Genomic DNA, 15,910 nt, shown 5'->3' on the forward strand with positions numbered 1-15,910 from the left:
AATTGGAGGGCATTTTCGGGTGGTTGGGTTATCTTGGAACCGGGCCGCCGAGCGGCGACTCTTTCCGCAGGGTTAAAGATACTTCAATGAGACGACATGACACCCGGAAGAACGGCAGAGGAAGATAGAGAGCGGAGCCGGCCCTCTCTGCTCTCGGGGTGGCTGAGGATTTGGTTGGCGGTCGTTCTCGGGGTCACCGCCTTCATGGTCGCGAATTCGCTCTACCTCACGCTGGTGCGAATCGCCGATTGGGCCGATCTCGCGCCTTTCGCTCTCGGCGAAGAGCACCTGCCCACGATCTACCAGGTGATGTTGCTGGGACATACCGGGGTCGGGTTTGCGCTGGCCGCTTTGACACTGGTCTTCGTCGTGGCTCATCTGCCTAGGGTTTGGAGACGACTGCGTCGAAACGTGGCGCTGAGCGGCGCCCTCGCGGTGACCTTGGCCGTCCTGGTGGTGGCAAGCGGACTCTTCATCCTCACGGAAGCGGCGAGCCGGGCGAACGCCTGGGCGTGGTGGGTACACGTACTGGGAGCCGGGGCGCTGATCGCCGCCTATCTCATGCACCGAGCTGCCGGCACGGTGAAGTTCAGCGGGTCGTTCGCGGTACGTTTCGCGGCCAGCTCGGCGGGAATCGCCCTGGTCGGCTTTCTCGTCCACGGCCTTTCAGGAGGAACGAACGCGAGCCCGGCGTCTTCGGTCCTTGCGGAACCGGCGACCGAACCGAACCCTCGATCCGGCGGATCGCCGCCCGAGCCCGCGAGAGGGGTGCAGCCCGGACCCGGTACCGGGGGACCACCTATCCCGGCGCTCCCGTCGGTGGACAGTGACTTCTTCCCTTCGCCTGCAAGCGTCGCCTCGGGCTCCTTGCTCGCCCGGGGCTTCCTCACGGCCTCGGGATGGGGACCGGACGTGGAGACCGTCCGACGCGAAGTGGAGGAGCAGGGCTTCGCGCGGTCGATTATCGGCGCGGGCGCGTGCGTGACCTGCCATCCCGACGTGTCCGCTCAGTGGGCGGCCTCGGCTCATCGCTTCTCATCTTTCAACAACCCTTTCTACGTCGCGAGCATCGACGAGCTCAGAAGTTCCGAAAGAACGAACCCCTGGATCGCGAGACATCTCGAAGTGGCGGGAAAGGAAGAGTTGAAGGCGGGCGTCGTCAAGAGCAGGTGGTGCGCGAGCTGCCACGACCCGGCTCTTCTCTTCACCGGGATGATGGACGCGGAAATCGACCGAGGTTCGGTCGAAGCCCAGGCCGGCCTCACATGTCTGGCATGCCACACCGTCCATTCGGTCAAGGACCTGACCGGCAACGGCAACTACCAGCTGGCCGAGATGGAATCGCCCTACCTCTTCTCGAAATCCCCTCCTGGAAGCGCGCTCCGCCAGCTCCACGACTGGACCCTCAAGGCTCGCCCGGCCCCGCACCGGCGGGCGTTGCTGAAGCCCTTCTTCAGGGAGGCCGAGTTCTGCGCAAGCTGTCACAAGGTGAGCCTGGACGAGCCGGTGAACGAGTACCGCTGGCTGCGTGGTCAGAACGAGTTCGACGCCTGGCACGACAGCGGTGTGGCCGGCAATGCGGCCCGAACCTTTTATCTGCCGGGGTCGGTGCGCGGTTGCCGCGACTGCCACATGCCTCCCGAGCCCGCTTCGCTCGGAGACCGTGCGGCTGATCGGGACGGCATGGTCAGGTCTCACCGCTTCCTGGCGGCCAACACAGCGCTTCCCTTCGTCCGCGGCGACACGGCGATGCTGCGTCTGACCGAGAAATACCTGAGGACCGGTAAGATGCGGGTCGATCTCTTCGGGGTTCGCCGGGGGGAGGAGGATGCGGAGGGCGTCTCGCTCGGACTGGGCTCATCGGCCGAGCTGCCGGCGGGGTCGACGGCGACTCTGGAGGTCGTGGTGCGCAATCTGGGAGTCGGCCATACCTTCCCAGGGGGCACGAACGACTCCAACGAGGCGTGGCTGGAGGTGGTCGTCGCCGACTCGACCGGCACCCGCCTGGCGGAGAGCGGAACGATCAGGGGTGACGGCCGGGTGGACTCGCTCGCCCACTTCTTCCGTATCGTCGCGGTGGACTCGCTGGGCGAGCGCATCTCTCGTCGTAATCCGCAGGACATCCGCGCCGTCGTCTACTCGAATCTCGTCGGACCCGGAAGCGCCCGCTTGGCCCACTACCGCCTGACCGTGCCGGAGGAGCTCGTCGGCACGGACGTGCTGGTCACCGTCAGGCTCCTTTGGCGCAAGTTCGACCGTGACTTCACCGAGTTCGCCCATGCCGCCAACCCGTCGGGATTCGTCGATCGACCGTTTCCCCCTGAACTGCCGGTCACCGAGATCGCAGCGGATACCGTCCGATTCGCCGTCACGGGGGAGGGTGCGCGGGCGGAGACGGTCGATGCGCGGACGACTCCCGGCACCGGGGCCGTCGGGCTCCCTGGTTCCGCAGCTCCTTGGGAGCGATTCAACGACTACGGAATCGCTCTCCTACTCGAAGGCGACACCCGCAGGGCTTCGACGATCTTCTCCGAGGTGGAAAGGCTCGCGCCCGACCGTGTGGACGGGGCGACGAACCTGGCGCGCTCCGCTCTCGCGGCCGGCGAACTCGAAGCCGCCTACGACGCGCTGGAAAGGGCCGAGGAGCTCGACCCCGGCAATGCCCGCGTGGCGTGGGTGTGGGGCGGCGCCCTCCAGGAGGACGGCGAGTACGTAGGTGCCGCGGCAGCCTACCGCAGGGTGATCGAGGACTTCCCTCGAGACCGTGCGAGCTGGCGGGAGCTGGGCCGTTCGCTCTACCTGGGTGGAGAGTTCGAAGAAGCCCTGGAAGCTTTCGATGAGGTGCTCGCGATCGATCCGGAGGACCGGGTCGCGCACTACCACCGCATGCTCTCCCTGCGGGCCTTGGGTCGAGAGGCGGAGGCGACGCTTGCTCAGGCCGCCTACGAACGCTACGCCATCGACGAATCGGCGCTTGAAATCACCACCGCTTTCAGGTCTCGCGACCGGGGGAGCAACAACATGGCGCAGGCGATTCGGACCCATGAGCTCGCGGTGAGGCGGAGATGAACCGCCTCCGCCGCCCGGTGCGGGACTGCCGCCGGATCGGGCGTTCAACGGTGGCGCGCCCGCCGTCGAGGGCCCTTCCCCTCACGCTGACCCTCGTCGCGTTCGGATGCGGAGCCGACGAGGCCGGTGAAGACGCCCGAGGCTACGTGCGCCCGCCCTACGCCGAACGGTCCCGGGTCGACGCGGCGTCAATGCCGGTGTTCACCGACGTGACGGTCGAGAGCGGCATCGATTTCGTCCACTACACGGGCGCCTACGGCGACAAGCTCATGCCCGAAACGGTCGGTTCCGGCGTGGCGGTCCTCGACTACGACGCCGACGCGGCCCCGGATCTGCTCTTCGTAAACTCGGCCGACTGGCCGGGACGGGAAACGGGCGGGCCCCCACCCACCATGCGCCTCTATCGGAACCGGATCGGCGCGACCGACCGTACGCCGGGATCCGCCGGGACGACCGGACCCGGCGGGGCTGCCGAACCGGGGACGACCTCCCCCGAGTGGACGTGGGAGGACGTGACCGCGGCAGCGGGACTTCAGATATCCGTCTACGGCATGGGCGCGACGGTGGCGGACTACGACGCCGACGGCGACCCCGATATCTACGTAACCGCGATCGGCCCGAACCTCCTCCTCCGCAACGACGATGGTGTCTTTACCGAGCGAGCCCGGGAGGCGGGAGTTGCGGGAAGCGCCGAAGACGGTCGTTCGTGGTCGACCGCCGCGGCCTGGCTCGATTACGACCTCGACGGGTGGATCGACCTCTTCCAGTGCGGCTATGTCCGGTGGACGCCCGAGACCGACATCTACACGACCATCGACGGAGTGAACAAGTCCTATTCGACCCCGGAGCAGTACGCCGGCGACACTTGCCGACTCTACCGCAACCGAGGCGACGGCACCTTCGCCGATGTGACCGCCCGGACCGGTGTCCGGAACCCGGAAGGCAAGAGTCTGGGTGTGGCGATCGCCGATCCCGACGAGGACGGATGGCCGGATATCTTCGTCGCCAACGACACCCAGCGCAACTTCCTCTACATGAACGACCGAGGGACCTTCACCGACATCGCGGTGCGGGCCGGGGTCGCCTACGACGAGATCGGCCGGGCGCGAGCCGGCATGGGGATCGACGTGGCCGAGATCGGGGGCAGGGGCCGCTGGGCGATCGTGATCGGCAATTTCGCAGAGGAACCTCTCTCGCTATTCACCCGGATCGGCGACGGCCTCTACCAGGACCGGGCCGGCCGGGCTCGCCTGACGAGGGCCAGCCTGATCCCGCTGACCTTCGGCGTGCTCTTCGCCGATCTCGACCTCGACGCCGACCTCGATCTGCTGGTTGCGAACGGCCACATCGAACCGACCGTGGCGGCCGTGCGCCGGGGTCAGAGCTTCGAGCAGTCGCCGCAGCTCTTCCTAGGCGACGGGAAGGGCGTGTTCGCCGAGATCGGTTCGACTTTGGGGCCCGACTTCGCCGCCCCGATGGTCGCCAGAGGCCTGGTGGCCAACGATCTCGACCGAGACGGGGACCTTGACGTGGTCTTCACCGCGAACGGCGGACGCCCCCGGGTTCTGCGCAACGATTCACCGAGCGGCAACCGGATCTCCCTTCGTCTGCGCGGGCTCCACCCGAACCTCGACGCCCTGGGGACGCTGCTCGAGGTCCATGCCGGCGGAAGGATCCAGCGCAGGTACGTTGCCGCCCGCACGTCGTACCTCTCGCACTCACGCCCGAATCCTGCGCTCTTCGGGCTCGGGGCCGGCGAGTTCGCCGACAGCGTGGTGGTGATCTGGCCGCAGTACGGACGGGAAGGAGAGCGAGCGGTCACCGTGCTTCGGGAAGTGAGGGCGGGCTCGGAGATCGACGTGACTCAGCCCCCCAGGGCAGGCTCGCCGAGAGAAGTGCGCGGACCGCTTGGCAACGCCGCCGCCCCACCGGGCGTCTCGGTGCCGTGAAGGTTGGCGCGGAGGGCGGCGGGGCCGGGTCGAGAGAGCCCCGGGCGGTGGTTGTGGACGGACGCACCCTCACTCCCAGCCAGGTGGAGGCGGTCGCCCGCGCAGGAGCGCCGGTTACGCTCGCCGCCGAGGCCGCTCTCAGCGTGAAGGCCTCGCGGGCCGCGCTCGAACGGATGCTCGACCGGGAGGAACCCATCTACGGCGTGAGCACCGGCTTCGGACGCCTCGCGAACGTACGCATTCCCCGAGAGAGACAGCGGATCCTGCAGGTCAACCTGGTGCGCAGCCACGCGGCCGGGACCGGAACGCCCCTGCCGACGGCCCAGGTGCGGGCCATGCTGCTCCTGAGGGCCAACGCGCTGGCCCGCGGCGAATCCGGATGCAGGCTCGCGGTGGTCGAACGTATCCTCGACCTGCTCAACAACCGGATCCATCCCGTGATCCCCGAGGTGGGCTCGGTGGGCGCGAGCGGCGACCTGGCTCCGCTCGCGCATATGGCTCTGGCGCTGATCGGAGAGGGAAGCGTGGAGACTGCGGAACGGACGGAAGCGGGGGACCGGATCGAACCGTCCCGCGCAGCGATGCGCGCAGCTGGTCTGGAACCGCTCGATCTCGTCGAAAAGGAGGGACTCGCACTGGTGAACGGGACTCAGGCGACCACGGGCATCGGCATACTCGCGGTCGCCCGCTTCGGTCGGGCCCTCGACACCGCCGACGTCGCCGGAGCCATGTCGCTCGAAGGGCTCAGGGGCACGCCCAGCCCGTTCCGTAGCCGGATCCACGCCGCCAGACCTCATCCCGGCCAGATCACCTCCGCCCGTCGTCTGCGGGCTCTGCTCGTCGATTCCGAGATCCGCGAGTCGCACCGCGCCGGTGATGCCAGGGTCCAGGACGCCTACTCGCTCCGCTGCATGCCCCAGGTCCACGGAGCGGCCCGCGAAGCGTACGACTACGCCGAACGGATCCTCGCCACCGAGGCCAACTCGACGACGGACAACCCGCTCGTCTTCGCGGAGGAAGGCGAGGTGGTGAGCGGCGGCAACTTCCATGCGCAAATCGTCGCCCAGTGTCTCGATCTCGTCGCGATAGCGGCCGCGGACCTGGCTTCGATCTCGGAACGCCGGATCGAGCGTCTGCTCAACCCCGACCTCTCCGGGCTGCCGGCATTCCTGGCGTACGATCCGGGCATATGTTCGGGGATGATGGTGGCGCAGATCGCCGCGGCCGACGCGCTCTCCGAGATGCGGGTCCTGGCCGCTCCCGCAAGCGTCGATTCCGTTTCGACGAGCGCCGCGCAGGAGGATCACGTATCGATGGGCATGGCGGCCGCGCGCAAGATCCGCCGCAGCGTCCACCTGCTCGAAGTCGTTCTGGCCGCCGAGGTGCTTTGCGCGACGCAAGCCATCGAATTTCAACGACCGCTGAAGGCGGGAAGGGGGGTCGAGCGGGCCTTCGCTCGGATACGGGGCCGGATAGGTCCGTATCGGGACGACCGCCCCCTGTCCGAAGATCTCGACGCCGTGATCGAGATAGTGGCTGCGGGCGAGCTGGCCTCGGACGCCCTGCTCGAGCCGTCGGGGCAGGGCGACGGCCATGAGGATTGACGAAAAAATACGGCATCGATTCCACGAACCGAATGGAGGGCGGTAGCCATGGGCGGGACGGCCGACCACGAGATGACGGGAACCGAAGACCTCGAGAGGCGATCTGCGGGCCGACACCCGATTCGGGCGCCTGGAGGTGCGAAGATCCGCTGCAAGGGGTGGACCCAGGAAGCCGCGCTGCGGATGCTGATGAACAACCTCGACCCGGAGGTCGCCGAGAATCCGGACGAGCTCGTCGTCTACGGAGGCAGGGGACGGGCCGCCCGCGACTGGGCGTCCTTCGACGCGATCGTCAAATGCCTGACGAATCTGGAGAACGACGAGACGCTCCTGGTCCAGTCGGGGAAACCGGTCGGCGTCTTCCGGACCGCGCCGGGCGCGCCCCGGGTGCTGATCGCCAACTCCAATCTCGTGGGACGTTGGGCGACCTGGGAGCATTTCGACGAACTCGAGCGACGCGGTCTTACGATGTACGGCCAGATGACGGCGGGTTCGTGGATCTACATCGGCACCCAGGGCATCCTCCAGGGCACCTACGAGACCTTCGGCGCGATGGCGCGAACGCACTTCGGCGGCTCGCTGGCCGGGCGGTGGATCCTGACTGGCGGACTGGGAGGCATGGGAGGGGCCCAGCCGCTCGCGGCGACCATGAACGGTGCCGCTGCGCTCGTGGTGGAGGTGGACGGCGCCCGCATCCGACGCAGGATCGAAACCCGCTACTGCGACCGCTCGACCGCCGACCTCGAAGAAGCTCTCGAGTTGGTGACGGAGGCGACCGCAGCCCGCGAGGCCCTCTCGGTGGGGCTCGAAGGCAACTGTGCCGAGGTGCTGCCCGAGCTCCTCCGCCGCGGCGCGATTCCCGACATAGTCACGGACCAGACCTCGGCGCACGACCCTCTGCACGGCTACGTGCCCGCAGGCCTCTCGCCGGCAGCCGCGGCCGATCTGCGCGGAAGCGATCCCGGCGAGTACCGACGGCGGTCGTTGGCGTCGATCCGCGTACACTGCGAGGCGATCGTGGGGATGATGGAGAAGGGGGCGGTGGCGGTCGATTACGGCAACAACCTCCGGGGTTACGCCCGCGAGGCCGGGTTCGAGGACGCCTTCAGCTACCCGGGCTTCGTACCCGCGTACGTGCGCCCTCTGTTCTGCGACGGGAAGGGACCTTTCCGCTGGGCGGCTCTTTCGGGCGATCCGTCCGACATTCGCCGCACCGACGAACTCGTCTTAGGAATGTTCCCCCAGGACCGACACCTCTGCCGCTGGATACGCCTCGCTCGCGAGCGCGTGGCCTTTCAGGGGCTGCCCGCCCGCATCTGCTGGCTGGGGCAGGGCGAACGCGCCCGTTTCGGGGTCGCGCTCAACGACTTGGTGGCGAGCGGCGAGATCTCGGCGCCAGTGGTGATCGGACGCGATCACCTCGACACGGGTTCCGTAGCCTCCCCGTTTCGTGAAACCGAGTCGATGCTGGACGGATCGGACGCGGTGGCCGACTGGCCCATCCTCAACGCGCTGCTCAACACCGCCTCGGGAGCGAGCTGGGTCTCGTTCCATCACGGCGGCGGCGTGGGGATGGGAGACTCTCTCCATGCCGGTCAGGTGCTGGTGGCTGACGGCACGCCCGCCATGCGCGACCGCATCGAGCGCGTACTGACCAACGATCCCGGTCTCGGCGTGGTGCGGCACGCCGACGCCGGTTACGAGGACGCCGTCGAGACAGCGCGCAGACACGGGCTTGCGATTCCGATGGGGGGGTGAGCGGGGTGGAGGGCGACCCGAACCGGACCTGCCGACTTCAGCTTTCCGACAGGGTCTTCACCGCCCGGGCGTAGGCAAGGCAAGCCTCCTCGTCGAGGGCGTGGCGTCCGTCTTTCACAACCCATTCGCCACCGACCATCACGTGGCGGACCGGGTTCTCCGGGCCGGAGAATATCCACGAATCCAGCACGGCGCTTCCATCTCTTTCGACCAAGACCGGGTGACCTGCGTCCAGCACCACCAGATCGGCCCTGCGGCCCACGGCCACTTCGCCGCCGTTCCATCCGAGCGCCCGGCAGCCGTCCTTCCACGCGTGGTGCAGGAGCCGTCCGCCGGGACCGGCCAAGGCTGACCGGAAGGCGTCGCGCTCACCCGCGGAACCGTCCGAACGATCTCCCCGCCTGGAACCACGGACCGGCGGGGAACCAGCCCAGGTTCGCGACTTCGTGGTCAGCCTTCTGCCGTATTCCAAGGTGCGAAGCTCCTCGGCCGGACTCCGCGAGACGTGACTGTCGGTGCCGATTCCAAATCGGCCGCCCAGTCTCGAGAACAGCGTCAGCGGAAAGACGCCGTCGCCCAGGTTGGCTTCGGTCGTGGGGCAGAGACCGACGACCGCTTCCCGGCCGGCTGTCTCCGCAGCCTCCGCCGGCGAGAGGTGGGTCGCGTGGATCAGACACCAGCCGCCATCGACGGGCGCGTTGGCGAGGAGCCATTCCACCGGACGCGCTCCCCTCTTCGCCAGGCACTCCTCGACCTCTCGCTCGGGTTCGGCGACGTGGATGTGGACGGGGAAGGTTCCCGCACCCGAGGCCGCGTCGGGGGCGTGCAGCTGCTCCAGAGCCGTCAGAGTCGACGGGTGCACGGCGCGGAGGCTGTGGAGCGCCAGACCGGTCGAGAGGTTCGGCCCCCTCGGAAGGGAAGCCGCGATCTCCATCGCTTCTTCGAGTCCGAGCCGGAAGCGCAGTTGAGCGCCGGCCAGAGGTTCGTCGTCGAAGCCGCCGGTCTCGTAGACCGCCGGCATGTGCACGAGTCCGATGCCCGCCGCTTCCGCGGCATCGACGACCCTTCCGCTCATCTCCGCCGGATCTTCGTAGGGCTCGCCACCGGACTGGTGGTGGAGGTAGTGGAACTCCCCCACGCAGGTGAAGCCCGATTTGAGCAGTTCCAGGTAGAGTTGGAGAGCCACCGCGCCCGCGAGTTCCGGCGTGAGGCGATCGGCGAGGCGGTACATGGCGCGACGCCAGCCCCAGAACTCGGGCCCGGCGGACTCCGCCGTTCCGGCGAGAGCGCGCTGGAAGGCGTGGCTGTGCAGGTTGACGGCACCGGGCACCGTCCGACCCCGGACCTGCTGCACGGAGGTGTCGGCGCTCTCCGGTTCGATGGCGTCGATTTCGCCCGAAGCCGTGATCCCGACTCGGACGTCATCCGCCCAATCACCGTCGATCAGGAGACGCTCGAACCGAAGGCGCCTTCTGTCGGAAGCGGGAGCCGGTGGCCGGCGAATAGGAGCGGTGGCCGTCATCCCGTAATCTCGGGGCGTGCCGCCATTCGTCAACCTTGGCCCTTCCGCTCGGATTGCCTAGTCCGCCCTCTTCACATATCTTGCCCCCGGCAGCCCGTGGACGAAGCCTCCCACGGCGTTCGAGCCCCGCTGCATCCGCGCCGGAGGCTGCGCGCTCGGTGTTGCTCTTCGGGCGAATGGCGTCGCCATTCGCCCCTCATCGCGCCTTGCCGCCTCGACGTTCGCTCTCGGCGCTCGCGCGAGTGTTGCCACGAACCGCTAGGCTGACTCGATGATCGACACGTCCGGTGCAGTACGCGCCCATCCTTGGGATCGCCTCTGGACGGGAATTCACCTGGCGACCATGACCGGGCCCGCGTCCGGTATCGGCGTCGTTCGCGACGGCGCTCTCGCCTCGTCCAGGGGTCGGATCGCCTGGGTGGGACGCGAGGCCGACCTGCCCGCTCCCGAGAAGAACGACGCTCGCCAGGTCGTTCCCTGCGACGGGGCGTGGATGACGCCGGGGCTGATCGACTGCCACACCCACATCGTGTTCGGCGGAGATCGACTCGACGACTTTCGCAGACGCCTCGCCGGCGAATCCTATGTCGAAATTGCGAGAGGCGGAGGCGGGATAGCTTCGACGGTGCGAGCGACCCGGGGGGCTTCGGCGGAGGAGCTGACCCGCAGTGGGCTGCGACGAGTTCGAGAGCTCCAGGAGTGGGGAGTCACGACCGTCGAGGTCAAATCCGGCTACGGCCTGGACCTCGAGACCGAATTGCGCATGCTCGAGGTGGCGAGCTCGCTCTCCGTGATCGCAGCCGCGGACGTCTCGCCCACGCTGCTGGCGGCTCATGCGTTTCCGCCGGAGTACCGCGGCCGACGCAAGTCGTACGTCGATCTCGTGGTGGAGGAAATCGTACCCGCCGCGCTCGACCAGGGACTTGCTCGGGCGGTGGACGTGTTCTGCGAGGAGATCGCCTTCAGCCCGGACGAGGCTAGGCGGGTCCTGGAGGCGGGGATGGATGGAGGGCTCGCCGGACGGGTGCATGCGGACCAGCTTTCAGCGTCGGGCGGAGCCGAGCTGGCGGCAGCGGTCGGGGCGCGTTCCGCCGACCACCTGGAGCAGCTCTCGCCGGAAGGCGCGCGTTCCATGGCCGGGGCCGGGGTCGCCGCCGTCCTGCTCCCCGGCGCCGCTCATTTCCTCGGTGAGACCGCCCGTCCGCCCGTAGGAGCCCTCAGACGTGCGGGCGTCCCCATCGCGGTTGCCAGCGACGCCAACCCGGGGTCGTCTCCCATCACCAACGTCGGCGTGATCCTCAACCTCGCCTGCGTACTCTTCGGACTCACCCCGGAGGAGGCTCTGCGCGGCTACACGGAAGTCGCGGCTCGGGTGCTCGGTCTCGAGGCGGATCGCGGCACCCTCGAACCGGGCAAACGGGCCGATCTGGCAATCTGGGACGTGGACGATCCGGCCGAGCTCTGCTACTGGGTGGGCGGACGGCCGCTCTCGGCGCTGGTCAAGGACGGCGATCCGCTCTGATGCCTGGCGGGCGGATCATCCTTTCGGACAACCTTCCCGTGCTGAAGCGCATGGAGAACGGCTCTGCCGAGCTCGTTTACATCGACCCGCCTTTCAACACCGGCCGGCCCCAGACCCGGACCAACGTCAGAGTGGAACGGGATCGTGACGGCGACCGCCGCGGTTTTCAAGGCCGACGCTATCGCACCTCGGTCGTCCGTCGAAGCAGCTACCCCGATCAGGTCGACGACTATCTCGGCTTCCTGGCGCCGCGACTCGGAGAGGCGCACCGCGTCCTGGCTCCGACCGGGTCCTTCTTCCTTCATATCGACTACCGCGAAGCCCACTACTGCAAGGTTCTGCTCGACCAGATCTTCGGGCGGGCCTCGTTCATCAACGAGATCATCTGGGCCTACGACTACGGAGCGCGTTCGAAGAAGAAGTGGCCGACCAAGCACGACACTATCTTTTGGTACACCAAGGATCCCCGTTCGTACACCTTCAACTACGACGAGATGGACCGCATACCGTACATGGCCCCCGGGCTCGTCGGCAAGGAGAAGGCCGCCCGAGGCAAAACGCCGACCGACGTGTGGTGGCACACCATCGTCAGCCCCACGGGCGCAGAAAAAACCGGTTACCCGACCCAGAAGCCGCTCGGCGTCCTGGAACGCATCGTCAAGGTCCACTCGAATCCGGGCGACACCGTGCTCGACTTCTTCGCCGGGAGCGGGACCACGGGAGAGGCGGCGGCGCGCCACGGGCGGCGTTACGTGCTGGTCGACTCGAATCCGGAGGCCGCGCGCGTCATGGCCGAGCGCTTGAGCCGGTACGGCCCTGAGCTCGTCGAAGCCCCCGTCCACTCTTCTTCGGTAACAGATTGCAGCCCATGAACAACGCCTCCCACGGCATTCAACCGCCGCTGCATCCGCGCTTCCACTCCCCGAACATGACTCGGCTCGTCCGCATCGTCTCTTCACTGATCCTCACCTCTCTTCCGGCGCTCGTCGCCACCGCCTGCTCCGAGCCGCCAGCCGATCCGGCCGAGCTCCAGTCCGCCCGCGCCCTGGGTCTCGCCTATCTCGAGGAGAACCGGCTCGAGGAGGCCGTCGTCGAGTTCCAGCGTCTGATCGAGATGGCGCCTTCCGAACCGCTCGGTCACGCGAACCTGGGGCTGGCCTACCTGCGCCTGGGCAGGCTCGCGGACGCCGAGGAGCACGTGAGCAGGGCGCTCGAACTGGAGGCCGACGCCGAGGTGTCGATGATCCTGGCGGAGGTGCTGCTGGCGGACGAGCGTCCGGACGACGCCAGGGCGACGCTGACCGACGCTCTCGACGCGGATTCGCTCCACCTGCGCGTCCTCTACGCCCTCGCCAACCTCGACGCCGAGTCCGGCGACCCGGCCGCCTCCGCACGGCGGGCCGAACGCCTGAGCCGGTTGGGAGCGGTCGCGCCCGGCAACGCCGCCGTGCGGATCGAGTTCGTCTCGGCGCTCTTCGCCGCAGGACGGGTGGAGGAGGGCGGCGCGGAACTGGAAGCGGTTCGGCAACTGGTACCGGAGTTTCCGGTGGAGGCGCTCGACCCGTTCGACGAGGCGCTGCTGGCGGCCGAAGAAGGCGATGCCGGCTCCGCCCTGAACGCCGCCCTAAGCTTCGGGAACGCCATGCGCACCACCCCGGCGTATCAGCGCGGGCTCACCGAGCTGACGGGGCCCGGCGGAGTACTGGTGGGATTTCCCGTCCTCACCTTCAGCGAGAACCTGGGCGAGGTCCGCTCGCAGGAGGCGATCCTGGCCGCCCTCCGCTTCACCGACGCGAGTGCGGCCTTGGGACTCGACACGGAGGACGACGGCGGGAGTGTCGGTGGAGAGGAGAGTGCGAACGGCGGCGGGAACGGGGCTCTCGCCCTAGGTGATTTCGACGGCGACGGCGACACGGACATCCATGTGGGCGGACGGCTGCTCGAAGACCGGCCGACCGGCTATGTCGACGTCACGGCCGAGGCGGGGCTCCCGAGCTTCGAAGATCCGACCGGTGTGCGCTTCGCCGACTGGGACAACGACGGCCATCTCGACCTCTACGTGGCGACAGCCGACGGAGGACACCTGTTTCGCAACGAAGGGATCGGCTCCTTCACCGACGTCACGGAGTCGCTCGAGGTCGAACTCCCGGCCGGGGAACCCCTTTTCGGCGACTTCGACCACGACGGCGACCTCGACCTGGTCGTGGCCTGGGCCGGTGGCGGAACGCTGTTCAGAAACGACCTCGACGGCACCTTCACCGATCTGGGAGAACGGGCGGGTTTCACGACGACGACCGCCCCGGACGTCCCGGCCGCGGATGGGGCGCGGACGATACGCGCCGCGTTTGCCGACCTTGACGACGACGACGACCTCGACTTCGTGCTCCCCGATCCTGCCGGCGGCCTGAGGCTGCACGACAACCGCAGGCTGGGACTGTTCGCCGAAGTGGCCGCCGAGCGCGGCCTGGCGGAGGCGGGGGAGGGGACCGCAGGACTCGACCTGGTGGCTGCCGGCGACTACGACAACGACGGTCGGCCCGACCTTCTGGGAGGCCGGAGCGGCGGACCGGGCGTGGTTCTCCTCCGCAACCGGGGAGACGGCACGTTCACCGAGGACACCCGTCCAACCGCCCTCCGGGAAGGCGCCGAAGCCATCTCGGTAACCGACCTCTCGTTTGTGGACTTCGACAACGACGGCTGGCTCGACATCGTCCTGGGCGGCGAGGCCGACGGCGCATCGACGGGCAGGGCGCTGCTCTTCCGCAACGCGGCCGCAGGGCGCTTCGACCCCATGATCGGGATCGTTCCCGATCTGCCCGCTCCGGTACGTCGCATAGCCGCGCGGGATTTCGAAGCCGACGGCGACCTGGACCTCTTCGTGTCGCTCGCCGACAACTCCGTCCGTCTTCTCCGCAACGAAGGCGGCAACGCGAACCACTACCTGAAGATCGCGCTCGTCGGCCTCTCGACCGGAAGCGGCAAGAACAATCACCACGGCATCGGCGCCAAGGTGGAGATCCGCGCGGGCGGGCTCTACCAGACCCGGACCGTGACCGAACCCGAGCTCCATGTCGGCCTAGGCGGTCACTCCGCGGCGGACGTGGTCAGGGTGCGGTGGACGAACGGGGTGCCGCAGAACCTTTTCTACCCGCGCGCCAACCAGTCGGTGGTGGAGGAGCAGATCCTCAAGGGGTCGTGTCCGTTCCTCTACGCCTGGGACGGCGAGCGCTTCGCCATGGTCACCGACCTCATGTGGAAGAGCGCCTTGGGTATGCCGCTGGGGCTGATGGCGCAGGGGCACGCCGAGTTCGCGCCGCCGGGAGCTTCGCAGGAATACCTTCGTCTGCCGAGCGGGGCGCTCGAGGAGCGCGACGGCACCTACGAGCTCAGGGTGACCGGCGAGCTCTGGGAGATCATCTATATGGACGAGGTCGAACTCATTGCCGTCGACCATCCCGATTCCTTCGACGTGTACGTGGACGAACGCTTCGCTTTCGTGACCGGGGAGGTGCCGCTCGAGCTGCACCGGGTGAGGGAGCGCCGCCCCTTAGCCGCCGCCGTCGACCACCGGGGTAGGGACGTACGGGACCTGCTCGAGCGGGCCGACGACCGCTACGTCGCGGGATTCGTCCCCGAACGTTACCAGGGCGTGAGCCGACTTCACTCTCTGGAGCTCGACCTGGGACCGGCGGCCGAAGGCGAACAGGTCAAGCTTTTCATGCGCGGCTGGATCTTCCCGACCGACGCATCGATCAACATGGCCCTCTCGCAGTCCGACGAACTCGCCGCGATCATGCCTTATGTGGAGGTGCCCGACGGAGGCGGCTGGCGCACGGTGGTGACCGACTTCTCGTTTCCCGCAGGGAAGGACAAGACGGTCATCCAGGATCTCACCGGTCTCCTCGCGCCGGGGGATCCTCGGGTGCGCATCTCGACCACGATGAACATCTACTGGGACGAGGCCTTCGTCTCGATCGGCGCGGGTGCGGGACCGACGGAGATCGCTCGTCTGGAGCCCGTCGGCGCGGAACTCCGCTACCACGGCGTGGCCGACCGCTTCCGGAGAGGCGGACCCGACGGACCTCACTGGGCCTCTTACTATGAAGCGCAGGAGGTGGCGCCCTGGCGACCGATTCTGGGAAATCGGACCCGGTACGGCGATGTTCGCGAACTGCTTCTCCACGACGACTCCCGCTATCCCGTCATGGGACCCGGCGACGAGATCGTCCTGAGCTTCGACGCCGACGAGCTTCCCGAGCTGCCGGGGGGCTGGACCCGGGATTTCCTGATCTACACGACGGGCTGGCTGAAGGACGCCGACCTCTCCACCGCCGCCGGGTGGCAGGTGGGTCCGCTGCCCTTCCACGGGATGAGCTCGTACCCCTACGGAGCTGACGAGAGCTACCCCTATCCCGCGTTGGCCGACACCCTCCACACCCGGCCGCCCGCCGACTATCCGGCATTGGCTTCGGAGAGGCGGTGACGG

General features: G+C 68.1%; 8 protein-coding genes. 7 read left to right on the forward strand and 1 reads right to left on the reverse strand.

The window, feature by feature from the left end:
* The first annotated feature begins 96 nt into the window (after nt 1–96).
* The 4 genes from J4G12_04275 (at nt 97) to hutU (ending at nt 8,380) form a co-directional block, all read left to right on the forward strand.
* The gene (locus tag J4G12_04275; protein ID MCE2455021.1) at nt 97–3,069 is read left to right on the forward strand and encodes a tetratricopeptide repeat protein; all 2,973 of its coding nucleotides are present in this window, start codon (nt 97–99) and stop codon (nt 3,067–3,069) included.
* Nucleotides 3,066–5,018 carry a CRTAC1 family protein gene (locus J4G12_04280; protein MCE2455022.1) on the forward strand — a complete coding sequence of 651 codons (1,953 nt, stop codon included), beginning with the start codon at nt 3,066–3,068 and terminating at the stop codon, nt 5,016–5,018. Before J4G12_04275 ends, J4G12_04280 begins: the two co-directional genes overlap by 4 nt.
* Complete coding sequence (gene hutH, locus J4G12_04285; protein MCE2455023.1) at nt 5,015–6,622, forward strand: histidine ammonia-lyase; 1,608 nt, start codon at nt 5,015–5,017, stop codon at nt 6,620–6,622. Before J4G12_04280 ends, hutH begins: the two co-directional genes overlap by 4 nt.
* 72 nt (nt 6,623–6,694) lie before the next feature.
* Nucleotides 6,695–8,380 carry a urocanate hydratase gene (gene hutU / locus J4G12_04290; protein ID MCE2455024.1) on the forward strand — a complete coding sequence of 562 codons (1,686 nt, stop codon included), beginning with the start codon at nt 6,695–6,697 and terminating at the stop codon, nt 8,378–8,380.
* Nucleotides 8,381–8,417: 37 nt separating this feature from the next.
* Here the strand turns inward: hutU and J4G12_04295 are convergent, their stop codons facing one another.
* Nucleotides 8,418–9,902 (reverse strand): formimidoylglutamate deiminase, encoded by a 1,485-nt coding sequence (locus J4G12_04295; protein MCE2455025.1) that lies wholly within the window; start codon nt 9,900–9,902, stop codon nt 8,418–8,420.
* A 271-nt stretch (nt 9,903–10,173) separates the two neighbouring features.
* On the opposite strand from J4G12_04295, the gene hutI reads away from it, so the two are divergent.
* From hutI to J4G12_04310, 3 genes are read left to right on the forward strand one after another with little or no spacing between them, the layout of a single operon-like run.
* Nucleotides 10,174–11,424 (forward strand): imidazolonepropionase, encoded by a 1,251-nt coding sequence (hutI, locus tag J4G12_04300; protein MCE2455026.1) that lies wholly within the window; start codon nt 10,174–10,176, stop codon nt 11,422–11,424.
* Nucleotides 11,424–12,296: a site-specific DNA-methyltransferase gene (locus tag J4G12_04305; protein ID MCE2455027.1), complete on the forward strand. Its 873-nt coding sequence runs from the start codon at nt 11,424–11,426 to the stop codon at nt 12,294–12,296. The genes hutI and J4G12_04305 overlap by 1 nt, the downstream gene beginning before the upstream one ends.
* The gene (locus J4G12_04310) at nt 12,293–15,907 is read left to right on the forward strand and encodes a VCBS repeat-containing protein (GenBank protein ID MCE2455028.1); all 3,615 of its coding nucleotides are present in this window, start codon (nt 12,293–12,295) and stop codon (nt 15,905–15,907) included. Before J4G12_04305 ends, J4G12_04310 begins: the two co-directional genes overlap by 4 nt.
* Nucleotides 15,908–15,910: the final 3 nt, after the last annotated feature.

The sequence above is a fragment of the Gemmatimonadota bacterium genome (genome assembly GCA_021295815.1).
GTDB lineage: Bacteria > Gemmatimonadota > Gemmatimonadetes > Longimicrobiales > Gaopeijiaceae > JAGWBQ01.

What these genes read in the sequence shown, in the direction of transcription:
- J4G12_04295 (MCE2455025.1), bottom strand. Translation starts at nt 9,902, where the DNA reads ATGACGGCCACCGCTCCTATTCGCCGGCCACCGGCTCCCGCTTCCGAC.
- J4G12_04310 (MCE2455028.1), top strand. Translation starts at nt 12,293, where the DNA reads ATGAACAACGCCTCCCACGGCATTCAACCGCCGCTGCATCCGCGCTTC.
- J4G12_04275 (MCE2455021.1), top strand. Translation starts at nt 97, where the DNA reads ATGACACCCGGAAGAACGGCAGAGGAAGATAGAGAGCGGAGCCGGCCC.
- hutU (MCE2455024.1), top strand. Translation starts at nt 6,695, where the DNA reads ATGACGGGAACCGAAGACCTCGAGAGGCGATCTGCGGGCCGACACCCG.
- J4G12_04280 (MCE2455022.1), top strand. Translation starts at nt 3,066, where the DNA reads ATGAACCGCCTCCGCCGCCCGGTGCGGGACTGCCGCCGGATCGGGCGT.
- hutI (MCE2455026.1), top strand. Translation starts at nt 10,174, where the DNA reads ATGATCGACACGTCCGGTGCAGTACGCGCCCATCCTTGGGATCGCCTC.
- J4G12_04305 (MCE2455027.1), top strand. Translation starts at nt 11,424, where the DNA reads ATGCCTGGCGGGCGGATCATCCTTTCGGACAACCTTCCCGTGCTGAAG.